This is a genomic window from Paenibacillus sp. A3 (assembly GCF_001399685.1).
Taxonomy (GTDB): Bacteria; Bacillota; Bacilli; order Paenibacillales; family NBRC-103111; genus Paenibacillus_G.
The window spans coordinates 53,393-74,942 of sequence record NZ_JTHN01000182.1 but is presented as its reverse complement, the minus strand read 5'-3'; the positions used below and the strand labels follow the sequence as shown (position 1 = coordinate 74,942).

The 21,550-nt window shown below is 54.4% G+C and carries 19 protein-coding genes; 5 read left to right on the top strand and 14 right to left on the bottom strand.

Annotated elements, in window-relative coordinates:
- Nucleotide 1 precedes the first annotated feature (1 nt).
- Both QJ48_RS25895 and pdhA read right to left on the bottom strand, forming a co-directional pair.
- On the bottom strand, nt 2-982 hold the full coding sequence (locus QJ48_RS25895) for an alpha-ketoacid dehydrogenase subunit beta (protein WP_054976288.1): 981 nt from the start codon (nt 980-982) through the stop codon (nt 2-4).
- A 20-nt stretch (nt 983-1,002) separates the two neighbouring features.
- Nucleotides 1,003-2,073 carry a pyruvate dehydrogenase (acetyl-transferring) E1 component subunit alpha gene (gene pdhA, locus QJ48_RS25890; protein WP_054976287.1) on the bottom strand — a complete coding sequence of 357 codons (1,071 nt, stop codon included), beginning with the start codon at nt 2,071-2,073 and terminating at the stop codon, nt 1,003-1,005.
- A 216-nt stretch (nt 2,074-2,289) separates the two neighbouring features.
- Here pdhA and QJ48_RS25885 point away from each other — a divergent pair, with 216 nt between their 5' ends.
- On the top strand, nt 2,290-3,018 hold the full coding sequence (locus QJ48_RS25885) for an esterase family protein (protein WP_054976286.1): 729 nt from the start codon (nt 2,290-2,292) through the stop codon (nt 3,016-3,018).
- Between the two features lie 17 nt (nt 3,019-3,035).
- Here the strand turns inward: QJ48_RS25885 and QJ48_RS25880 are convergent, their stop codons facing one another.
- A complete protein-coding gene (locus QJ48_RS25880; RefSeq protein WP_054976285.1) occupies nt 3,036-3,908 on the bottom strand; it encodes a lipoyl protein ligase domain-containing protein in 873 nt (290 codons plus the stop codon).
- A gap of 232 nt (nt 3,909-4,140) precedes the next feature.
- On the opposite strand from QJ48_RS25880, the gene QJ48_RS25875 reads away from it, so the two are divergent.
- The gene (locus QJ48_RS25875) at nt 4,141-5,025 is read left to right on the top strand and encodes an RNA polymerase sigma-70 factor (protein WP_054976284.1); all 885 of its coding nucleotides are present in this window, start codon (nt 4,141-4,143) and stop codon (nt 5,023-5,025) included.
- Nucleotides 5,026-5,116: 91 nt separating this feature from the next.
- On the opposite strand, the gene QJ48_RS25870 is transcribed toward QJ48_RS25875, so the two are convergent.
- The 3 genes from QJ48_RS25870 to QJ48_RS25860 all read right to left on the bottom strand — a co-directional run bounded on the left by QJ48_RS25870 (nt 5,117) and on the right by QJ48_RS25860 (nt 8,594).
- Complete coding sequence (locus tag QJ48_RS25870; protein ID WP_082420685.1) at nt 5,117-5,656, bottom strand: GDYXXLXY domain-containing protein; 540 nt, start codon at nt 5,654-5,656, stop codon at nt 5,117-5,119.
- Complete coding sequence (locus QJ48_RS25865) at nt 5,649-6,878, bottom strand: DUF2157 domain-containing protein (protein ID WP_054976283.1); 1,230 nt, start codon at nt 6,876-6,878, stop codon at nt 5,649-5,651. The genes QJ48_RS25870 and QJ48_RS25865 overlap by 8 nt, the downstream gene beginning before the upstream one ends.
- A gap of 303 nt (nt 6,879-7,181) precedes the next feature.
- Nucleotides 7,182-8,594, bottom strand: coding sequence for a HEAT repeat domain-containing protein (locus tag QJ48_RS25860; RefSeq protein ID WP_054976282.1), 1,413 nt, complete (start codon nt 8,592-8,594; stop codon nt 7,182-7,184).
- A gap of 214 nt (nt 8,595-8,808) precedes the next feature.
- Between QJ48_RS25860 and QJ48_RS25855 the strand changes: the two genes are divergently transcribed.
- The 3 genes from QJ48_RS25855 to QJ48_RS25845 all read left to right on the top strand — a co-directional run bounded on the left by QJ48_RS25855 (nt 8,809) and on the right by QJ48_RS25845 (nt 12,249).
- Entirely contained in the window at nt 8,809-9,882 is a 1,074-nt protein-coding gene (locus tag QJ48_RS25855; RefSeq protein WP_054976281.1) for a metallophosphoesterase, read from the top strand.
- A gap of 106 nt (nt 9,883-9,988) precedes the next feature.
- Nucleotides 9,989-10,906 (top strand): NAD-dependent epimerase/dehydratase family protein, encoded by a 918-nt coding sequence (locus QJ48_RS25850; protein WP_054976280.1) that lies wholly within the window; start codon nt 9,989-9,991, stop codon nt 10,904-10,906.
- 65 nt (nt 10,907-10,971) lie between these two features.
- Complete coding sequence (locus tag QJ48_RS25845; protein WP_237763066.1) at nt 10,972-12,249, top strand: ATP-binding protein; 1,278 nt, start codon at nt 10,972-10,974, stop codon at nt 12,247-12,249.
- An 80-nt stretch (nt 12,250-12,329) separates the two neighbouring features.
- Here QJ48_RS25845 and QJ48_RS25840 read toward each other — a convergent pair whose 3' ends face one another.
- The 8 genes from QJ48_RS25840 to ruvX form a co-directional block, all read right to left on the bottom strand.
- Nucleotides 12,330-14,153, bottom strand: coding sequence for a penicillin-binding protein 2 (locus tag QJ48_RS25840; protein ID WP_054976279.1), 1,824 nt, complete (start codon nt 14,151-14,153; stop codon nt 12,330-12,332).
- A 119-nt stretch (nt 14,154-14,272) separates the two neighbouring features.
- Nucleotides 14,273-16,450 (bottom strand): methyl-accepting chemotaxis protein, encoded by a 2,178-nt coding sequence (locus QJ48_RS25835; RefSeq protein WP_054976278.1) that lies wholly within the window; start codon nt 16,448-16,450, stop codon nt 14,273-14,275.
- Between the two features lie 382 nt (nt 16,451-16,832).
- On the bottom strand, nt 16,833-18,122 hold the full coding sequence (locus QJ48_RS25830; protein ID WP_054976277.1) for a U32 family peptidase: 1,290 nt from the start codon (nt 18,120-18,122) through the stop codon (nt 16,833-16,835).
- 33 nt (nt 18,123-18,155) lie between these two features.
- Nucleotides 18,156-19,097, bottom strand: coding sequence for a peptidase U32 family protein (locus QJ48_RS25825; protein WP_054976276.1), 942 nt, complete (start codon nt 19,095-19,097; stop codon nt 18,156-18,158).
- A gap of 33 nt (nt 19,098-19,130) precedes the next feature.
- Nucleotides 19,131-20,189: an endolytic transglycosylase MltG gene (gene mltG / locus QJ48_RS25820; protein WP_054976275.1), complete on the bottom strand. Its 1,059-nt coding sequence runs from the start codon at nt 20,187-20,189 to the stop codon at nt 19,131-19,133.
- Between the two features lie 85 nt (nt 20,190-20,274).
- Nucleotides 20,275-20,571 carry a DUF1292 domain-containing protein gene (locus tag QJ48_RS25815; RefSeq protein WP_054976302.1) on the bottom strand — a complete coding sequence of 99 codons (297 nt, stop codon included), beginning with the start codon at nt 20,569-20,571 and terminating at the stop codon, nt 20,275-20,277.
- 69 nt (nt 20,572-20,640) lie between these two features.
- Nucleotides 20,641-20,967, bottom strand: coding sequence for a DUF1292 domain-containing protein (locus QJ48_RS25810; RefSeq protein WP_054976274.1), 327 nt, complete (start codon nt 20,965-20,967; stop codon nt 20,641-20,643).
- 6 nt (nt 20,968-20,973) lie between these two features.
- Nucleotides 20,974-21,396, bottom strand: coding sequence for a Holliday junction resolvase RuvX (ruvX, locus tag QJ48_RS25805; protein ID WP_054976273.1), 423 nt, complete (start codon nt 21,394-21,396; stop codon nt 20,974-20,976).
- Nucleotides 21,397-21,550: the final 154 nt, after the last annotated feature.

Sequence of the window (21,550 nt, the reverse complement as noted above, 5' to 3'; positions counted from 1 at the left end):
ATTAGAAATCCAATACTTGATTCAGGCCTTTGACGATACGGGCCGGATTCGGAAGCCATTGATCTTCGACTTGCGCAAAAGGATAAACCGTATCCGGAGGCGCTACGCGCAGCACTGGCGCTTCGAGATGCAGAATCGCCTTCTCGTTGATTTGCGCGATCACTTCCGCGGCGATACCCGCGGTTTTTTGCGCTTCCTGCACGACGATCGCACGGTTCGTTTTCTTGATCGACTCGACGATGGTGTCGATGTCCAGCGGCATCAGCGTGCGCAGGTCGATAACTTCGACTTTCGCGCCGCGCGTTTTTTCGATCTCCTCGGCCGCTTTGAGCGAAGTGTGCACCATGGCGCCGTAAGTAATGATCGTGACGTCGGAACCTTCGCGAACGACGTTCGCCTTGCCGATCGGTACCGTATATTCGCCTTCCGGCACTTCCGCGCGGAACGAGCGGTACAAGTTCAGATGCTCCATGAAGAATACGGGATCGTTGTCGCGGATCGCCGAAATGAGCAGCCCTTTCGCATCGTAAGGGTTGGAAGGCACGACAACTTTAATCCCCGGCGTTTGCACCATCAGCCCTTCCAGCGGGTCGGTGTGCAGTTCCGCCGCTTTAACGCCGCCGCCGAAAGGCGTACGGATCGTAATCGGCGCGTTGTAACGGCCGCCGGAGCGGTAGCGCATGCGCGCCGCTTGTACGGCGATTTGGTCGAACGCTTCAAAAATAAAGCCGACAAACTGGATTTCCATGATTGGACGGAAGCCTTGAAGGGCCATCCCGACCGCCATCCCGCCGATCGCGGATTCCGCAAGCGGCGTATCGAATACGCGGTTCTCCCCGAATTCGGCCTGCAGACCTTCCGTTGCGCGGAATACGCCGCCGACCTTACCTACGTCTTCCCCGAATATGACCACGTTAGGATCGCGCTGGAGCTCGACTCGCATCGCGTCCTTGATCGCTTGAATCATTGTCATTTGAGCCATGGCTGAAAGTTCCTCCCCTTTTACGCTAAGTAATCCGCTTTTTGCTCTTCCAAATGCTGCGGCGTCGTTTCGAACATGCTGTCGATCAAGCCCGGCACCGTCATTTTTTCCGTTTCCTCGGCCTTTTTGATCTGCTCGGCAACGGTGTTTTTCGCATCCTCGACGACTTTGGCTTCTTCCTCTTCGGACCACAAGCCTTTGGAAACGAGGTACGCGCGGAAGCGGTTCAGCGGATCCTTAAGCTCCCATTCAGCCGTTTCTTCTTTCGTGCGGTATTTGGACGGGTCGTCACCGGACATGGAGTGCGGCAGGAACCGGTAAGTTATCGCCTCGATGAGCGTCGCTCCTTCACCCTTGCGGCCGCGCTCTGCTGCGTCTTGAACGGCTTTCACCACCGCGAGCACGTCCATCCCGTCGACTTGTACGCCTTCGATTCCCGCAGCAACCGCCTTGTGCGCTACGGAAAGGGCAGCCGTTTGCTTGGAGAACGGCGTCGTAATCGCGTAGCCGTTATTTTGCACCATGAAAATCGCCGGCAGCTTGAACGCCCCCGCGAAGTTCATAGCTTCGTAGAAATCGCCCTCAGACGAACCGCCGTCGCCGGTGTACGTAATGGAAACGCGTTTTTCCCCGCGCTGTTTGAACGCCATCGCCACGCCCATAGCATGCAAATATTGCGCGCCGATGATGATTTGCGGCATAAGAACGTGCACGTCTTGCGGAATTTGTCCGCCGTGCTGATGTCCGCGCGAATAAAGGAACGCTTGGTACATCGGCAGACCGTGCCATACGATTTGCGGCATGTCGCGGTAGCCCGGGCAGATGAAATCGTCTTTGTTCAGCGCGAATTCGCTGCCGACCATCGTTGCTTCCTGACCGGAAACCGGCGCATAAAATCCGAGGCGTCCTTGACGCGTTAAATTGACAGCGCGTTGGTCCCACGTACGCGTGAACACCATGCGGCGCATTATTTCTTTCAATTGGTCATCCGTCAGATTCGGCATAGCTTCGGGATTCGTAACGGTACCGTCGGTGCCCAAAACGGACAACGGCTGTACTTCCTGTACGCCCACAACATAAGGCTTGCTCATTTCCATATTCACCTCAGCGATAGATTTTGAAGGGATGTCGAAATTGGGGTGTTTCTGTTATAGTATTATTATAAACCTGTTTTAGTGAATTGCACAAGAACATACTTGTAAAATATGATTTCTTTTCGGTTAGACGTATATAACAGTTTATAAAAAATAATAATACAGATTAATAAAATCCATAAAACTATTATAATACACTGGGAGGTTTGTCACATGGACGACAGCTTGTACTACAAGCGTACCATCGTAAAAGAAACCGTATTTTCCAGCGCGCTCGGGCAGGAAAGATCCTTGCGCGTTTACCTTCCGCCAGGCTACAACGAGCTGTTGTCATATCCTGTCATCTATTGCCAGGACGGCGAAGATTTTTTTAATTTCGGCCGCATTGCCACGACGATGAACCGGCTTATTTTCGATGATAATGTGGAGCCCGCCATCATCGTCGGCGTAGATGTGGACAAAACGGTCCGCACTTCCGAGTACGCGCCCGAGGGAGAGCGTTTCGCCGCTTACTGCGCGTTTTTTGCCGAGGAGCTGATCCCGTTTATAGAAGATCATTACCCGGTTCGCGCCGATTTGAACGAGCGGATCTTGGCCGGCGATTCGCTCGGAGGCACCGTATCGCTGCATCTTGCCTTAGATTATCGTAGCCTTTTTTGCCAAGTTATATCCTTGTCCGGCGCATTTTTACAATCGACGCAGGAGCGGATCGAAGCCGAGGACGACTTGTCGTGGCTGAAGCTGTCCATGGTCATCGGGCTCGACGAGACGGAAGTGACGACGGAGCGCGGGACATTCGATTTCGTCGATGCGAACCGCAAAACAAAACAGCTCCTCGTCACGAGAAGCTGTTCGCTGCATTATGAAGAAAAGCCGGGAAAACACATTTGGGGCTTCTGGCAAAACGAACTGCCGGGCATGCTGAAGCGATTTTTGACCTGAATCCGTTACAGAGCCTCTTATTCCCCGGACTCCTTCCCGCGAATGCCGTAACGCTCGCGGAGCATGGCTGCCATTTCCCGCACCCGGGAGGCTTCCGGGACCCACAGTCCCGCTGCCGCCCGCTCCATTCCTTCGGGGGTTTGGCCCTCGCGCACGACCCGCTTCACCGCCTCGATGAACTTGAGTGCCGCGCCGTCGCCCAGATCGGTCAGCTCCTCCAAGCTGGCCATGCTGTCGGCCGTCACCCGCGGAAAATCGATATCTTGCACGCCGGCGGAAGCCCGCCCGTAAAATTCGCGCGCTTGCCGCGCATTCTCCGCCCCGGCCCCCTCGGCAATAACGAACGCCTGCACGACGTACGCATGAGCCTGCCGCCGCTGGGCGATGCCGCAAAATTTGCGGCCGCCGATACTCAGATCGTAATCTCCGGGACAGTAGGCCCCTTCAATCTCCCCTTTGCGCACTTCGCATCCGGTCGCTTGAAGCGCCAGCCGGATCAGCTCGAACATCCGTTCGAAATCGTCGCGGAAGTCGATTTCCCCCGCCCGGCGCTTCGGCATAATCAGCGACACGTTGACGACGCCCAGATCAAGCGGCACCGCCGCGCCGCCCGAATTGCGGACGGCGACATTGTAGCCTTGCGCCTCCAAGTACCGTGCCGCTTCCGCAGCCCCGGGCAGCCGGCTGTCCCGCAGCCCCATAACAAACGCGCGAGGGTGACGCCAGAGATGGCACAGCGGCGCCCCGCCTTCCCCCACATGCTTGCACAGCAGCTCCTCCAGCGCAAACGGATACAGCACGTCCTGCTCCGTTACGTCTTGCGAACGGTCCAACAGCAGCAGATCCGAAAGCCCGTTCTTCTGCGGCTGCGTCATCTCTTGCTTGTCCATAGCGGCTAACCCGCTCCTTTCCCGATCCGCTTCGCGGGCTCGTCTAAGCTACCCCCATTCTAAAAGGGTCCGGCGGCCGTTGCAAGTACCCGGTTTCTCTGCCGCCGGAAAGCGATCCGTGCTACAATGGAAAAGACTGGTCACAAACTGGCCCGCCATCTCGTCTTATTTTCTTATGAGCGAACCTTGCCGAAGCGGCAGTTCGATGTTTACCGCAAAGGAGAATCCGCCAATGACGCAGCTTCCGTTGGAAGACTGGTATACCGAGTATAAACCGCTGTTGTTTTCGATCGCATACCGGATGCTGGGGTCGGTATCCGAAGCGGAGGATATCATCCACGATCTGTTTCTGGCCGTATCCCGCACGGACCCGGGCGCGATTCAGAACCCGAAGGCCTATTTGTGCAAATCCGTTACCCGCCGCTGCATCGATCAGCTGAAATCGGCCCGCGCCCGCAGGGAAGTGTATGTCGGGCCATGGCTTCCCGAGCCCCTGCAAACTCCGGACAAGGAAGATCCGCTGCTGCAGGCGGCCCGGAACGACGACATTTCCTTTGCCTTTCTGCTGCTGCTGGAGCAACTGAACCCGGTTGAACGGGCGATTTTCGTTCTGCGCGAAGCGTTCGATTACGATTATAAGGAAATCGCCGAAATGCTGGACAAAGGCGAAGCCGCCTGCCGTAAAACATACAGCCGTTTGAAGCAAAAACTGCATTCCGCGGAGGCCTGCCCCCCTCAGCCCCGCCTCCCGGAGTCGGAATCGCTCGTCCGAAGCTTTTTGAAGGCAGTCAGCTCGGGAGACGTGCTTCAGTTCATCCACCTGCTGACGGAGGATGCCGTCCTGTACTCCGATGGCGGAGGCAAGGTGCGCGCGGCGCTCCGGCCGATTCTCGGCGCAGACCGTATCGCAGCTTTCCTGCTCGGCATAGCGTCCAAAGGCACCGTGCTGACGCGGAGCGTCCCCGTTTCGTTCAATGGCGGAGCCGGGCTATTGGTTGATGGCTCCCGCTCCCGCATCGCCATCTTGTTCGAATTCGAAGGTATGCGGATCCGGACGATGTATTTCGTTAACAATCCGGATAAGCTGAGCCATCTGCCGGAACCCTCGGAGCTTTAAATCCCTGCCTCAGCTGCAAAAAAGCAAAAAACTCGATTTCCCCTGGTCTGCGGGAAGCCGAGTTTTTTCATATCTTATCATCGCCGCGGCACTACGACCGCTCTTCGAGCCCTTCGATTTTCGCTTGGCCCCACGGGGCGACTTTCATGTGCACGATTAACCGGCTGGCCTTATCTTCAAGCGATTTGCCGGTCCCCTCGGGCACGTAGTATTTTTCCACCCCGTATTTGACGAAAATCTCTTCGCTCCAACGATTGTCAATCCGGCCTTTCATCACGACCTCGCCTTCCTGCACCGCGGGCTTCGAGCCATATGCGGCCACCGGCTGGGCCATGCCGTCCGCTCCCGGTTTTAATACCACGTAGACGGGTTGGCCTTTCTCCGGCTTCCGTGCCGTGTCTTTCCACAGAGAGGGATCGAGACGGCTGATGTCATAGCCGAGGGTCACGTAATCGCCGTACAGCAAATCGCGCGGATCCACCGGGACCGTTCGTACGCGGATGTCCTTTCCGAACCAGCTAATCGTGTAGAAGGAAAGGGCGATTCCGATCAGCACAAGCACCTGCAGCAGAACGATGCCGGCCGTAAGCAACGAACGCCTTCTGCCGCCGGTAACAGCTTTGTCAGACATGTCCGTTCCCCTCCTTCGTATCGTCGAAAAACCGTTTCTTCCGCCGGTTCAGGAACCAGCTCAGGCCGATCAATATGCAGCCTCCAAGAATGAAAAACAGCGATTTGTCCATAAAGTCCCAGGTTAGCTTGCCGTATGCCACCATCGTACTACAAATGAACAGAACCGTTCCGAAGTTGATCTTGAACCTCCATTCCTCGGCATAGCCGCGCCACAGCACGTACAGCGAGAAGAAAAACAGTGCAAGCAGGTACAAGACGTCGACGCCGGAAGGCAAGTAAACGAACGGTGCGAGCAAAATCCATTCGAAGGCGCTGGACGCCCGGCCGTTTCGCAGCTTGCCGGCCAGCGAGACGGCAAAGAGAAGGAGGAGCGCCCCGAAGTAATAGAGCGGTGAAGCAAGCAGCCAGCCGTCATCGACAGCCCCTCTTTCGTGTCCGATCATCACCAAGAAGACCGCGAAAATAAATGCTGCGGCAAGCGGAGCCGTCTGCAGCGCATAGCCCCCGTGACGTTCGTCCTTCAGCCAATCGCCGAGGACGTAAAGCGCCATGGCCGGGATAAACATCCAGAGGAACGGCACGTCCGAGGCGATCGCCCACATCAGCGCCTGCACTGTTACGCTGAAGCTGAAGCACCAGATCAGCAGCGGATGACGCCGTTTCCAGCCGTAAAACCCGAGGCCGGCAGCCAGAAGCGCGAACGCGGTATAGCTGAAGGAATCGAATTCTGCTACGCTGTACCATTGGGCGATATCAAAGAGAAGCAGACTTAGCAAATACAAGTAACGGCTGCGGTATATAAAGGTCGCGACCATTCCCGCGCACGCCCACAAAATAAACGTTCCCGCGTTGTAAGCGACCAAGTGAAACATCTGGCCGATCAACACGATGCCTCCACCGAAGCTGACAACCCCGAGGCTGATCAGCGCGATGCCCAGCTTATCGTGACCGCGCCGCAGCGCCAGCTCGCCTCCGGCGTAAAAACCGATCATCAGCAGCACGATCATGGCAAGGCGGACAAGCTGCGGGATATCCTGCCAGTTGGCTGCTATAAAACTGAGAATGCCCAGTCCGACCAAAATGCTTCCGAGGATCGGCAGCAGACCGACGGCATGATTTTTCGTTTCGTACATGCTTAGAAGCTGATCTGCCTGCTCGCGGGTAACGATGCCCCGCTCCACCCAAATCGGGGTTTCTTTCTCCAACCACTTTCGGCTCATCGGAACACACCCCTTGTTTGCGTAATATCTTGTGCGAGTGTTGATACCTCAAGTATATCCCGTCCGAGAGGAAAAGGAAGTACTAACTTCCGCTAGTACTACGAACGTTAGTTCTCGAGCTTGTTGAGAAAGTGGTGAATTGAGGTAATAGAGGTGTACGAGTGGGTGAGGTATCTACTTCCCTATGTTTCTCTATTTTAGGCAGAAACCTCTTTCTCAACTGCCTGACGAACATTTGTTCACCTTAATAACAAAAAACCTCATCCCGCATTTGAAGGACGAGGTCGGATCGAACAAAAGCGATCAAGGATAAAAGGTGCTCTGCGGCGTCGTTGTCGGACACCAGCGGGAGTTGAGCAGGAAACGGATCAGCGCGTCCTTGGCCGAGTCGGTGCCGATGTAATGCAGCGCTTCGGCTGCGTGCGCCCGAACGTAACGATTGTCGTCGTCCAGCGCTTTTTCAAGCTGCGGCACCGCTGCTTCCCCGGCTGCCCCGACGCGGCACAATGCCAAGCCGGCCATGAAGCGGACTTGAGCGTCCTCATCCTGAAGGCAGCGAATCAAGGCGGAGACAACGTGGTCCGCGGGCGTGCCGATCATCCCGAGCGTTTCGGTGACCGTCTGCCGGACCGGGGCGGACGGATGATCGAGCAGCTTGACCAGTGACGGTACGGCTTGGGCCGCCAAGTGCCTCAATTCGCCGAGCGCATAGGCCGCGTGGACGACCGTCTCGTCCCGGTCGCTGCCCAGCGCTTGTTCTAGCGGCGCGACCGCTTCGGTCCCGACAACCGCCAAGCCATAAGCCGCCGTGCAGGAAACCTTCACATGATCGTGATGCAGACCGCGCATCAACGCTTCTACGCCTTCGGAGCCCATGCCTGCAAGCTCGTATGCGGCGTTCAAAGCATGCGGCTCGTACGGATCTTCCAGTTTTGTCGCTGTCTCTTGAATAGCTCCCGCTTCCGAATCGAGAGTTTCCGCCAAGCTCCCCAGCCGGCCGGATAACCAATTCCACGTTTCTTGCCACATGGTTTCATGCTTCACAATCGACGTACTGAATGAGGCAGGCCGTTTCCATTCGGCTTCCCGGCAATTCCAGCTCGGCGCTTGCGGCGCTTCCGTCCGCATGAACTCGAACTTGAGCATATACCTGTGCCGTCCAAGAAGATTCGGGGTCGACCGGTGCCAGATGTCATAATGGATCAGCGCAAAAGTCCCCGCTTTGCCGCTCGCTACCGCCTCCCCCTCCGGATTGTCCGCTTCGAAGGTCCGGCTCTCGTAATTTTGCGTGCCGGGCATGATGCCTGTCGGTCCAAGCTCTACGGGCGTGTCCTGAGGAAAATACATAATCATCGCCCACCATGGATGATGATTGCGCATTCTTTTGTAGCCCCAATAGCTGTCTTTATGCCAGCCTCCGGCCACGGGAGAAGCGTTATAATGTCCGTGACGGTGCGCGTGCAGCATATAATTCGGCCCCAGAACGCTGGTAAGCGCTCCCGTAACGACCGGATGATCGAATACTTTCTGCAGTTCGCGAATGCGCGGCAGCAGATTGTTCCCCGGATTCCCCTCTTGCTCGTACACGTGATTCAACTGATCCGTTAGCGCAAGGTGAAACGATTCAGGGAAATCCGTTTGCAGGATCAGGAAGCCTTCGGCTATAAACGTTCTCATTTGTTCATCGGTTAACAAAACAGGGGTTGGACGGCTCATTTCTTTTCCCTCCCAGGAAGTGAAGTATGACGATGCCCTCATTATAGAGAAGAAGCCGAGCCGCGCACATGCAGGAAGGTAATTCGGATTTGCACAAAAATAAGGATTTTTCCGACGCTAATTCCATTCCTTGCGCATATTTTATTTTTACAAACCGTCCGATATAATGGTAGAATAGCTATTTTGAACCACACACCGGAGGGAAATGCCCCATATGATGTCCAGACGACAATTTGTCAAGCGCATGCTCGCTTTCCTTGCCGTGCTTTCCGGGGGCGGATACGCCGTATCCCGCCTGCTGGAAAAAGAGGCGCCGAACGTAGCAACCTTGCCTACGGCCAACGCCGCCGAGAGCGCCCAACCGAAAGGCAAGACGAGCAGCCAAGCCGCAGACCCCACGCTGCTTCTCTCCTTTTTCCTGCTTAGCGATTTGCATATCTCGTATGCCGTCGTCTCGCTGGAAAAAAAACTGCATTTGGCGCTGAAGGACGTCAGCTCGTTCGAATCCGATGTGGATGCGATCGTACTCGGCGGCGATTTGACCGATTTCGGCCGAACGATTGAATACAAGCGGTTGAAGGCGGTCATGGACGCTTACAAGCTGCCTCCGGTTTACGCCAATATGGGGAATCACGATTATTATGATATTTGGCTGACATCCGAGGGTGCCTTTTCTACGGAAACGATGCCGAACGGCAAGACCGACGCCATGTCGAGAGAGCGGTTCCTGAAGTTTTTCGGCTACGAGAAGCCTTATTTCGATGTGTGGGTCAACGACGTTCATTTGATTTTACTGTCGCAGGAAGTCTATGTGCAGGAAAAGCCGGAGGTTGGCGAAGGCGCATGGTATTCTGACGAACAGCTCGCTTGGCTTGCGGAAACGATGAAAGTGCACAAGGACGGACGTCCGGCTTTCGTCTTTATTCACCAGCCCTTGCCCGAGCCCGGTGCCGACGGCGGTTCGCACCGATTGATCCGCGCCAAGCGGTTCCGCGCCATTCTTGAGCCGTACCGCAACGTGTTCGTGCTGTCCGGGCATTCTCACCGCAATTTCGAAGGCGAGGATCATTACAACCGGCAGAACGCGTTCCATTGGTTCAACAACGCCTCGGTGGGCAAAACGCGCCCGAAAGCCGACGGGAAAGCCAAATCTCCTGCGCAAGGTATGTACGTGCAGGTTTACCGGGACAAGGTTGTGGTCAAAGGACGGGAATTCTCCGACCGTTCATGGATCGAATCTGCCGTTTGGACGGTGCCGCTGAAAGGCGCAGCTCCAGCCAAAGCCTAGCTTACGCCATATTTGCGAGATCGTTCTTTATGAAGAACGTCCGTCTTCCACGTGATCAACCGCAGCACATCAAATGAACGAAATTAAATTGATGGAGGTTTTTTACATGAATATTTTGGTAACTGGCGGTGCAGGATTTATTGCATCTCACATTGTAGATGCGTTGTTAGAAGCTGGCCATCGTGTTTTTGTGATCGATAATCTGTCTACCGGCAACCGGGACCACTTGAATGAACAAGCTTCTTACTACGAAGTAGATATTTTGGACGAACAGATCGCCGAGATTTTTGCCGAAACGAAACCGGAGATCGTCATTCATCACGCTGCGCAAATCGATGTGCAGACCTCAATTCAAAAACCGATGTTCGACGCAAAAATTAACATATTGGGAACGATCGCTCTGCTTGAGCAGTGCCGTAATCATGGCGTTCGTAAGATGATTTATGCTTCGTCGGCTGCGGTTTACGGAACTCCGGAATATTTGGGCGTAGACGAACGCCACCCGTTGCGGCCGCTATCTTTCTACGGTATCTCGAAGCATACACCGGAGCATTACATTGAAGCGTTCTCTCATCTGTATGGTTTGGATTACACCATTCTGCGTTATGCAAATGTCTATGGTATCCGACAGGATCCAAAAGGCGAAGGCGGCGTCGTATCCATTTTTGTGGACAAGCTGCTGCGGGGCGAGCAGCCGGTCATTTTCGGCGACGGTGAACAGACCCGCGACTTCATCTACGTTAAAGACATCGTCTCTGCGAATATGGCCGCTTTGGAAAAAGGCAGCCGTGGCTTGTTCAATGTAAGCTGTAACGAGCAAACCTCGGTTAAAGAGCTATTACAACTTATGAGCGAGTTGTGCGGGACAACATTTGCGCCGGAATATAGGGCTCCGCGACCTGGCGACATCGTACATAGCCGATTGGACAACACAGCCGCTGCACAGCTTCTTGACTGGCAGCCGCGTTATTCGCTGCGCGACGGACTGAAAGAGACATGTGACTACTATCGCAAATTGTATTAAATCCTTGCCAGCTTAGGCCGGAGAGGCTTCTCAAAACACGCTGCCAAAAGGTGATGACATTGAACTTGCTCCACCAATTGCTGTTAAACATGCTTATCGTGATCACGCCGGTCATGCTGTATCATTTGTTTTGGATTGACCGTCTGCAGCATGTGAACGTGCGTACGAATCAGATCATCGTTACCGTCATCTGCACGGTCGCCTCTTTGGTCAGCATGATGCATCCGTTCGAGCTCTCCCCCGGATATTTGTTCGATTTCCGCTTGATTCCGCTCGCCTTGTGCTTTTTTTATGCCGGCCCCTTGCCGGCGCTAGGCGTAGCCGCCATCATTATGGCTTACTACTGGAAGTCGGAACGGTACGGACTTCATACGCTGCCGATTTCCATTGGCTTCAATCTCATCCTGCTGTGGTACTGCAAACGCCGGATCGCCGATGCGGCCCGGCTGCTCAATACCGCGACAGCGGCCGGACTGGGATTCGTTTTGTCATTGATTACGGCGTTTGTCGCCTTGTTCTCGCTATGGTTGGAGCACATTCCAGTTACTGGATATTTTTTTCTGTTTTTCGCTTTGTTCAGCCTCATCCATTCGTTTACCGCCGGACTTGTCGTCTATATCATCAGGCAGATCAAGCGAAATATCGAATTGCGCAAGCAGCTGCAGCATAACGATAAAATGAATATGCTGAGCGAGCTGGCGGCCTCCTTCGCCCACGAAATCCGCAATCCGATGACGGTCGCCCGAGGGTTCGTGCAAATGATGCGTCAAAACGACTTGGCGGAGGACAAACGGCAAATTTACAGCCAGATGGTCTTGGAAGAAGTCGATAAAGCGCAGGCGATCATTAACGATTACTTATCCTTCGCCAAGCCCCAGCTGGAAGAGATCGAGCTGGTGGACGCCAAGCCGCTTATTTTACAAACGGTCCAAACGCTGCAGTCGTACGCCGACCTTCGGGGCGTATCGGTGGAAACGCAGCTGCAGGACAAGCTGATGATCAGCGCCAATCCGGATAAGTTCGCGCAGTGCATCATGCATTTGTGCAAAAACGGCATTGAAGCGATGCCCGGCGGAGGAAAGCTGCAAATCGTCGGCGTGCTGCAAAATCAAACGGTGTGCATCGACATTATCGATCAAGGAATCGGCATGACGCAGGATGAAGTCGGACGGCTCGGCACGCCGTTCTATTCCACCCGCGGCAAAGGAACCGGCCTTGGCATGATGGTCACCTACCGGGCCATTCAAAACATTCACGGCCGAATCGACGTGACGAGTGAAGTAGGCAAAGGCACCTGTTTCTCGATTTTGATTCCGTCGCTTCACTCCTCTACCTATCATTAACCTCAATGAAAAAAAGGCTGAGTCTTCGCCGTACATCTCGCGAAAACGCAGCCTCTCGCAATACCCTCCAATAAATCTCCTCATGATCGGCTCTTACTTTTCGAGCTGTCAGCCAAAATATCCATCACTTCCTTAAAAAGCGGGATCGCCCTGTGGCTGCTCCCTTCCGGAACGTTCTGGACGAGCACCGCTGCGGCATAGCGAGGCTGTTCCGCAGGACCGTAGCCGATAAACCAATGGTTTTCGCCGGATCGTCTGTTTTTTAACTTGACCTGCGCCGTCCCCGATTTCCCGGCCAAGCTCCATTTCGCCGAACGCAGCGCCTTCCCGGTGCCGTGCTCCACCGTCGCGGCCATCCAACCGAGCAGACGCTTCGCCGTCGTCGGCTTGATAGGTTTAGCAGCCTGCTCAAGCTCATGAGGCGGGAACGACTGGTATAACCGATCGTTCCGGAACCGGATTTCACGCACGATTCGCGGCGACGCTACCTTCCCTTGATTATACAGCGTCACGATCAAGTTAGCCGCTTGCAGCGGCGTCATTAATACGTCCCGCTGGCCGATGGCTGTCTGTACCAGCACCCCTTCGTCCGGCTTGTCCGAAGCAGCGGCATAGATTTGCCCCTGCTCCTCGGCATCCCATTGCCGAAAGCCTTTCCGGTGCGGCACGTCTCCGCTCCAGCCGACAGGCATTTCCAGCCCGAGCCTGTGCGCGTAAGCCGCCAGCTGGTCTCCCCCGAGCCGCTGCACCGCCTTCGCAAACACGATGTTGCATGACTGGGCGAAGCCTTCTTCCAACGTAAGCTTACCGTGCCCATCCTTCTTCCAGCAGGTGAAGCCGTATTGGCCAAGTGCTCCTGTGCACTCGAACGTTTCGTCCGCCTTAACCGCCTTCTCTTCCAAGGCAGCGGCGGCAGTCACGATTTTAAAAATCGATCCGGGGGCGACCGCTTTCAATGCCTTGTTGCTCCAGTTTCCTTGGGCCAGATCGACATGATCCGGTTGGAATGCGGGCGTGCTGGCCATCGCGACCGTATCCCCATTCCGAATGTCCAATACGACGACGGTGCCTTCCGTTATGCGCAAACGTTCCAAGGTCCGTTCGACTTGACGCTGTATCCCGGAGTCGAGGGTCGTGACGACTTTAAGCGGATAATACGGATTGCTTGGAGCGATTTGGCGCGTATCGAGTCCGGGAAGCGGACGCTTCAAGCCGTCGGTAAAAAGCGAGACGGAGGACGGCCCGATGCCTTGCAGCCAAGGCTCAAACGTTTTTTCCAGCCCCGAATTGCCGATTTTGCTCGTGAGCTGCAGTTCTCCTTTATGAAATTGGTCGGTGAACTGCCGCGTAATCCGTTCGGGATTTTGCCCGATGAAGCCAAGCACCTGGCTTGCCAGCTGCCGCTCGGCGTAGCGCTGCTTGAAGGTCATCGCCCGGACGGATTTCAGACCTAAAGCCTCGATCTTGGCCGCCTGAGCGCCCGTCAAAGGGACCGGACGGCCGGACACGGACCAAATGGCCGGACCTTTCAACTGGCGGACAAAGGACTGCCAAGCGGAAAGCGGAGCGTTTACGATACTTGCCACCCGGTCCATTGCGTTAGACGTATCTATTCCTGCGGACTCTTCTTCGTGGATGGGGAAAACGACCAACACCTTCTGCGCCGTTCCCGTCAAAGGAACGCCGTTTCGGTCCGTAAAATCGCCCCGTCCGCTATCGAGCACAAGTCCTTGAGCCCGCTGAATGACCGAATTTTCCACCAAGTCGATCTTTCGTTCCGTCAAGCTGCGGGAGGCCGCCACTTGAATCCAGAACAACCGTAAATTCCAAGCGGCCAAAATCCCGATAACCAGCAGCAATACGATAAAAATCCGGTTCTTTTGCAGCTTTGTTCCGTTGTCCATCCCGAGCACCCGCCAGCACTTTTGTATGATGATACAAGTATGGTCAGGAAGCTCCCACCGCAAACGATCCAAACAAAAAGCGCCTTCCCCGAATGGAGAAGACGCCGTATCAACAAACTTTAAACCTGGAATTTCGACAGCTGTTCCTTCAACGAATTCGACAGCTCTTCGAGACTGTCGGACAGCTTCACAAGACCGGAGCTGATGCTCATTTGCTCCGAGCTCAAGGATGCCACCTCTTGCGAAGTCGCGGACGATTCTTCGGCCACAGCGCTGACGTTGGACATCGCATCGCTCAGCACCATCTGCGACGCTTCGAGCTCGCTGATCGACTCCGTTACTTCGGACAACCGTTCAATAAATTCGCCCATCTGTGAATCGACTTGCTTAAAGATCGAATCGGCTTCTTTCACGGATTCGATTTGCTCTTGGAAAATCGGGTAAGCCTGTGAAAGCACGTTAACCGTCTCGTCAATTTCCTTTTGGATCGTTTCGGTAATTTGACCGACGATCGCGATCGATTGTCTGGATTGGTCAGCCAGCTTGCGGATCTCGTCCGCAACGACCATGAAGCCTTTCCCCGCCGCACCGGCCCGGGCCGCTTCAATCGTCGCATTCAACGACAAAATGTTCGTTTGCTTCGTCATGTTGCTGAGCACGTCCAAAATTTTGCGGATGGAGCGGGTGCTTTCCTTCAGGTTATCGACCTTCTCGACCATCGAACGGGTCATCGCTTCCGTTGCGTTCGTTTTGCCGATCAGCTCGGACATATATTCAATCCCTTGCTTGCTCGACGCTTGAACTTCCGAAGCTGAGGAGCCCATAACAATGTTGGCGTCGACCACGCTTTTCATCTGCATGCCGATATTGTGAGTCAGCTCGTTGCCGCGCTCGGACTCCACAGCCAGACTGGATGCGCCGCTGGCGATTTCTTCCGTAGCGACGGCGATTTCTTTCGCCGAGGTAGCCGTTTTCTTCGAAGCGTCCGACAAGCTCCCCGCCGTTTGCAGTACCTCTTGAGCGGAATGATTCGTCTGCTGCACCAGCGTCGTAATTTTTTCCATCATCTGGTTGAAGCTTTGCCCAAGCTGCCCGATCTCGTCCTGGCTCGTGACGGTCATCCGCACCTTCAGGTTGCCCTGCTCTCCTTCTTTCATCAAGTTGCGGAGCTGAACGACGGGACGGCCGATCATTCGTACGATAAAGTATCCGATCACAACCGCGATAATCATCGCCACAAAAGCCATCAGCCAAGTCATGCCGAAGATGACTCCTGCGTCCCTCACAAGCTCCGCCACCGGCATTGCACCGATCAAGAGCCAATTCGTTTTGGCCGATTTGAAATAAACGAGCTGCATGTCGCGGCTGCTGTTTTGTAGGTTTCCTTTGTCTTCCGTAAAGGCTTCCTTCGTTACCCCCAGCTCGCTCGGCTTGCCAAGCACCGCAACGTCCTGGTTATAGATGTAGTTCATGTCAGGTGTGACGATGACCGTTTTACCGCCTTCGCCCATTGAGATTTGACTGAGCTCCTTACCGACCGCTTCCAAGTTAATCTCCAGCAGAAGCACGGACTGCACGGCATTGGTCGTCGTATTCTTCAGCACGCGGCCCAGACCGAACGAAGCTGTGCCCGCATTGCCCAGCGAATCTGAGTAGCCCTTCGCTCTGGATTCCAGCCAAGTCGCTTTGCCGTTGCCTTCGACGATCTTCTTGAACCAATCTTCCTGCGCCAGGCTTTCCTTACTCATCGCTGAACCGGCCGAAGCTACAGGTTCTCCGCTTGCTTTAAACAGATAGATTGATTTAAGCGTTTTATTCGAGTACGAATAAACGTTCAGCTTGTCGCCGAGCTTCTGCCGGAGCTGGAGAAAATCGTAGCTGTTTTTGTTCACGGAATCCATATCCGCAAGCAGCTTTTTCAAATCTTCGTCCAGCAAAATTTGCATCGACAAGTCTTCATACGTGGCGTAGAGCAGATCGAGCTTTTGCCCGGCCTGCGTAATGGTGCCTTCCGACGCATCGGCCACCTTTTTCTGAATAACGCCTTTGGAGATGTTATAAGAAGTCAGACCTACGGTCAACACGAAAAACAAGATGCTGATAAAAAAGATAAGGAACAGCTTGCCCCCTACCGACCTTAACAAGTTCATTAGACCTACTTCTTTAAGCGAATCCATGACTTTAGAAGCACGCGAACCTCCGGAATGATTCGGGTCGGACGAATTGGAGCGCCCATTTTTCAACGATTTGCCGGCTTTTTGCAGGCTGGCTTTAAGTGAAGACCATTGATCCTTCACAGGAAACACCACCTAGATATGTATTAGTTTGATAAGTATGCAAGCATTTGACCGGTTAATCTTGGTATTCGACATGAAATATCAAAATCCCTTTAGCTCATTGGATTGCGATCGAAAAAATATTAGTTCCACCGCCTTAATTCATAATCGTCTTACGAAATATATAAATTTTTATTTAATAAAAAAGAGTATCTTTATCTATATCGGGACCAAGTAGGTAAAATGTTATAGATATTTAAACAAAAAATACGATCACATGACCAAAGACGCATAATTAGGTCATTGGGCCGACTATGCGCACCGGGATAAATCTCCTGCAAATGCAAAAAAGCCCCGTCCCAAGGGACGGAGCGTCGTCAAGCAGTGGCTATGCCGCGGCCATTTACGAATTTCTCATTTTTTTGCGCATCATATCAAAGGGACGGACCGGCTGCTCGACCTTCATCCGGATGAGCTGCAGCGGATGCCGCGCAGCGTCGAGAATTTTGCCCTCTTCATCCTGCAGCTCGCCCACCGCCTGCTTGAAGAACGTGCCCTTCGGACCGAAGAACTCCACTTCCTGCCCTGGCTTAAAATGGTTCCGCTGCTGGATGAGCGCGGTCTGCGTCGCTTCGTCGTAACCCATCACAACGCCGACAAAATCGTACGGAGCCGCTTTGTCCTCGGGCTCGAAGATGTGGTCCTCGTGCCCCGGACGGTCATAGAAAAACCCGGTATTGAGCGGACGGTTAGCCGCTTTCTGAATCTCATACAGCCATTCCGGCTTCATCTCGTAATGCTCCGGATCGGCAAAATACGAGTCGATGGCCTGACGGTATGCATTGACGACCGTGGCGACATAGTGAACGCTCTTCATACGGCCTTCGATTTTGAAGCTGTCGACGCCGGCGCGAATCAGCTCGGGAACGTGCTCGATCATGCACAGATCCTTCGAGCTCATCGAGAACGGATTGTCGCCCGCTTGGAACAGCGGAATTTCCTTAATGCCGATCTGCGGTCCGTTCAGCTCTTCCTCGGTAGTAAACAGATCATATTTCCAGCGGCAGGACTGCGAACAGCCGCCGCGGTTCGAGTCGCGGTCCGTAAAATGGTTCGACAGCACGCACCGTCCCGAATAGGAGCTGCACATCGCCCCATGGACGAACACTTCGATCTCCATATCGACGTGCGTCTTGATCTCGACGATTTCTTCCATGGTTGCCTCGCGGGCAAGCACGACCCGGTCAATGCCTTCTTCTTTCCAGAACTGCACGGCCTGCCGGTTCATCGTGGACTGCTGGGTGCTCAGGTGAATTTCCAGCTTCGGAGCCGCGCGCTTGCACGTCTCGATAATAATCGGGTCCGCCACGATAATCGCATGCACACCGGCATCCTGAATGCCGCGAAGATAATCTTCCAGGCCCGACAAATCTTCATTGTGGGCATAAATATTCGTCGCGACGAATACTTTCGCGCCGTATTTCTCCGCAAACTCGACCCCTTCCCGCATTTCCTCAAAGGTGAAGTTGTCCGCGTTCGACCTGAGCCCGTATTGCTGCCCGCCGATATAAACCGCATCCGCCCCGTAATGAACGGCGAACTTCAGCTTTTCCAAGCTGCCGGCCGGCGCGAGCAGCTCAGGTTTCTCGAACCGCACTCGCTTGCCGAGCAGCTCTTGCTTCAACAATGTCATTCTATTCCACCTCGCTTATATCTTCAGATCGTATTAATAAACCTGCTCTTTGAAAAAGAATCCGTACGTCAGCTCGCGCCGTTCGTCTTGCAGCGCGCGGATGGCATCCAGCCACTCCTCTTGAAACTCGTAGCCGTCCGGATTCGCCATATATGCGTCTATTGCTTGCCGGTAACCGCGCACAACCGCTTCATTATACTCCGGCGACTTCAGGAGCGCCTCCAGTTTGAAGCTGTCGATGCCGCCTTCCATCAGCTCGTGCAGGCTATCCAGCATACAGATGTCGTCCGAGCTCATGATATGCGTGCCGTTCGCATCCTCGTAGATCGGATATCGTTCGTTCGGCCGCTCCTGCTCGATCAGGAACAATCCTTCCTCTTTATCGAGCTCCAGCTTTTCAAGCTCTTGCGGACGCCCCTGATGCTCCTTGTAATTGGTCAGCAGGCTCCGCTTCGAATGATATATATTCGTAATGCCGTGAACCTGAACTTCGACTTCCATCGAACCTTCAAGCTGGCGCGCAATTTCCAGAGTCTCCTCCAGGTTCAGCTCGCGGGCCAGCACCATGCGGGCCGCCCCTTTGCTTGCCCAATAGCTAGCCGTCGCGTAGTTGGTGGAGGTCATCTCCGCATTCCAATGCAAACGCATGCCGGGTGCGAAGCCGCGAACAGCCATCAGTACGGCCGGATCGCCGAAGACGATGCCGTCGACGCCCGCTTGCTGCAGCCGGCCTACATACTTTTCCAGCTCAGGCAGCAAGTCGTTGTCCATAATATTGTTGACGGCTGAGTATACTTTCGCTCCATGTTCATGCGCCCATGAAACGAGCGATGCCAGCTCTTCTGCCGTCACTTCCCCCGGCAGCCGCAAGCCGAACCGGTGCTCGCCTACGAGGACGGCGTCCGCCCCTGCCTCGATATACCGCTCCGCTTCTGCCGATGATCCGGCCGAAATCAACAGTTCCGGTTTTTTCATGTGCCCTGCTCACCTTCTCCTCACATTGTAAAGCTACGGCTTGGCGCTCTTGGCGCTCTCCGCGATATTCTTCTTATGCTGTTCGAACGTTTCCGCAAACAAATGCGCCTTGCTTCCGTCCTTTTTGGTTACATAAAACAAATATTTGGTATCTGCCGGATAAATCGCCGCTTTGATCGAGGCGAGGCTCGGACTGGCAATTGGTCCGGGCGGCAGCCCTTTATTCAAATACGTATTATAAGGACTTTGGATCTGCAAATCCTTCTCAAACAGCCGTTCCTTCGGCTTGTCGAACAAATACTGCACGGTCGCATCGATTTGCAGCGGCATGCCCTGCTTTAAGCGGTTATGAATAACGCCGCTGACGAGCGCGCGCTCGTCTTCGACAACAACCTCGCGCTCAATGAGCGAGGCCAGCGTCAGCATCTGATGTACGGTCAAGCCGCGGTGGGCCAAGGTCTGCTTCCAATCCTGCGGCAGCTGCCCAAGCCTCTTGTCGAGCTCTTGCGTCATCGTCTCGATCATCTCTTGCGGACTCGTACCCTTTTTCCATTCGTACGTTTCCGGGAACAAATATCCTTCGAGACGGGACCGCAAGGACGCATCGGCTGGAATTTGCGCGGCTGCGGAGCCTTCCGGCCCCTTGTAGCTTTGGACAAGATTCGTGAACTGCTTCAAGTCAATGCCTTCCTGCTGCTGCAGCTTTTCCGCGATCTGACGCACGGTAAAGCCCTCAGGCACCGTCAGCCGGATGCCGACTTCTTTAACCGTATCTCCCTGGTTCAGGCGGTCGATAATCTCATCCGGCGACAGCCCGGGCGTCATGGCGTACTCGCCCGCTTGGAAGCGGCCGCCTTCCTGCTTGTATTTCAAGTACCACGTAAAAACGCGGGCGCTGCGAATAATGCCCTTGCTCTCCAGCTCGGCCACGAGCTGCCCCGTTCCGGCGCCCGGCGGCAGCGAGATGCGCTGCTCCGTCTCCGCAGCCGGCATCGGCTGAAGCGAGCGGGTGACATACCAACCAAACCCTGTCCCGGCTCCGGCCACCATTGCAACAATTCCTATTGTTCCCCAAATCCATACCCGTTTCACGGCGCCGCTCCTTTTACATCTCCGCAAACAAACGAAAAAGAGCGGATCATCTCCGCTCAGGCTTCCTTCAGAAAAAAGTTGTACATTACAACTGTTCGTCAGCCGGAAAAGTCAACTCGTCGAAAAGCTCGGAGACGTTTTCCCATTCATCGTCGTCTTCGATCGTTTCAAGCTCAAGCTCCCCGTCATCTTTCCGTGTCACACGGTAAATTTCCGGTTCGTCTTCCTTGCCCGGCTTCGCTTTTTCAAGCATCGCGTACCCTTGATCGCCCAGGATCAATTCGGAGACGATACGATAGACGACGGATTCCTGCTCTTCGTCATACAAAATAATATCATCTCCGAACGTTTCCCGCAACTGACGGGTCGGCGTCGCTGCCATATTCGGATTCAACGTTCCAGCCTCCTTATGCAAACGGCCCGCCTCCCGGACGGGAGACCGGTCGCCGTTTTACTTGGACGATTCTTCTTCCTCGTCGTCGTATTGGTCCATCAGCGTGTTGAACGTTTCCTCCACGATATTCCATTCTTCTTCGTCCTCAATCGTGTACAACTGCAGATCGTCGCCGTCTTCTTCATAGCGGAACGCGTACACTTCGTCGGATTCCTCGTCGGCATCGACAGGAACAACCATCATGTACTTTTTATCCGAGCCGTCCACTTTGAAATGCATGATGACTTCGAACTCTTCTTCGTTGCCTTCCTCATCGGGAATGTAAATAATTTCGGGCTCTTCCTGCAGTTGTTCCTGATTGGAATTTTGGTCTTTATCTGTCACCGTTTTTCACCTCTTCGAGTTGGATTGGGCATCCATATATCCTTGCAAAATGAGCGCAGCCGCCATCTTGTCGATGACCTGCTTTCGTTTCTTGCGGCTGACGTCCGCCTCCAGCAGCGTGCGCTGGGCGGAGGCGGTTGTCAGCCTTTCATCCCACAAATGCACCGGCAATTGTAGGGTTTCATTCAATTGCTCTGAAAATGCGATACAAATTTCTCCACGCGGACCGATCGTGTTGTTCATGTTTTTCGGCAGGCCTACGACGATTTCCGTGACGCTGTATTGCGCGATAAGCTCCCGGAGGCGGGCCATATCGCGCTCCTCGGTCGTTCTCCGGATCACTTCAAGCCCCTGCGCGGTCCAACCGAGCTCGTCGCTGACGGCGACGCCGATCGTTTTGTCCCCGTAATCCAATCCCATCAAGCGCATTAGGTTCTCCAGTCTGGTGGCTAAGTCCGTTGAATAATAGGCTTGCTGCGTGAGCGGATCATCCTTCCGATCGCTGCTCTCCCCCACAAAGTGAAGTCCAATCCAAGAAGTAAAATCGACTACTTTGCGGGGACCCCGGCTCCGGATTCTTGGA

Excerpts from the sequence above, each read along its gene's own strand:
- QJ48_RS25855 (WP_054976281.1), top strand. The coding sequence starts at position 8,809 with ATGATGTCCAGACGACAATTTGTCAAGCGCATGCTCGCTTTCCTTGCC.
- QJ48_RS25825 (WP_054976276.1), bottom strand. The coding sequence starts at position 19,097 with ATGAAAAAACCGGAACTGTTGATTTCGGCCGGATCATCGGCAGAAGCG.
- pdhA (WP_054976287.1), bottom strand. The coding sequence starts at position 2,073 with ATGAGCAAGCCTTATGTTGTGGGCGTACAGGAAGTACAGCCGTTGTCC.
- QJ48_RS25865 (WP_054976283.1), bottom strand. The coding sequence starts at position 6,878 with ATGAGCCGAAAGTGGTTGGAGAAAGAAACCCCGATTTGGGTGGAGCGG.
- QJ48_RS25815 (WP_054976302.1), bottom strand. The coding sequence starts at position 20,571 with ATGGCAGCGACGCCGACCCGTCAGTTGCGGGAAACGTTCGGAGATGAT.
- QJ48_RS25885 (WP_054976286.1), top strand. The coding sequence starts at position 2,290 with ATGGACGACAGCTTGTACTACAAGCGTACCATCGTAAAAGAAACCGTA.
- QJ48_RS25895 (WP_054976288.1), bottom strand. The coding sequence starts at position 982 with ATGGCTCAAATGACAATGATTCAAGCGATCAAGGACGCGATGCGAGTC.
- QJ48_RS25875 (WP_054976284.1), top strand. The coding sequence starts at position 4,141 with ATGACGCAGCTTCCGTTGGAAGACTGGTATACCGAGTATAAACCGCTG.
- QJ48_RS25870 (WP_082420685.1), bottom strand. The coding sequence starts at position 5,656 with ATGTCTGACAAAGCTGTTACCGGCGGCAGAAGGCGTTCGTTGCTTACG.
- ruvX (WP_054976273.1), bottom strand. The coding sequence starts at position 21,396 with ATGCGCTTGATGGGATTGGATTACGGGGACAAAACGATCGGCGTCGCC.
- QJ48_RS25840 (WP_054976279.1), bottom strand. The coding sequence starts at position 14,153 with ATGGACAACGGAACAAAGCTGCAAAAGAACCGGATTTTTATCGTATTG.
- QJ48_RS25830 (WP_054976277.1), bottom strand. The coding sequence starts at position 18,122 with ATGACATTGTTGAAGCAAGAGCTGCTCGGCAAGCGAGTGCGGTTCGAG.
- QJ48_RS25880 (WP_054976285.1), bottom strand. The coding sequence starts at position 3,908 with ATGGACAAGCAAGAGATGACGCAGCCGCAGAAGAACGGGCTTTCGGAT.
- QJ48_RS25860 (WP_054976282.1), bottom strand. The coding sequence starts at position 8,594 with ATGAGCCGTCCAACCCCTGTTTTGTTAACCGATGAACAAATGAGAACG.
- QJ48_RS25850 (WP_054976280.1), top strand. The coding sequence starts at position 9,989 with ATGAATATTTTGGTAACTGGCGGTGCAGGATTTATTGCATCTCACATT.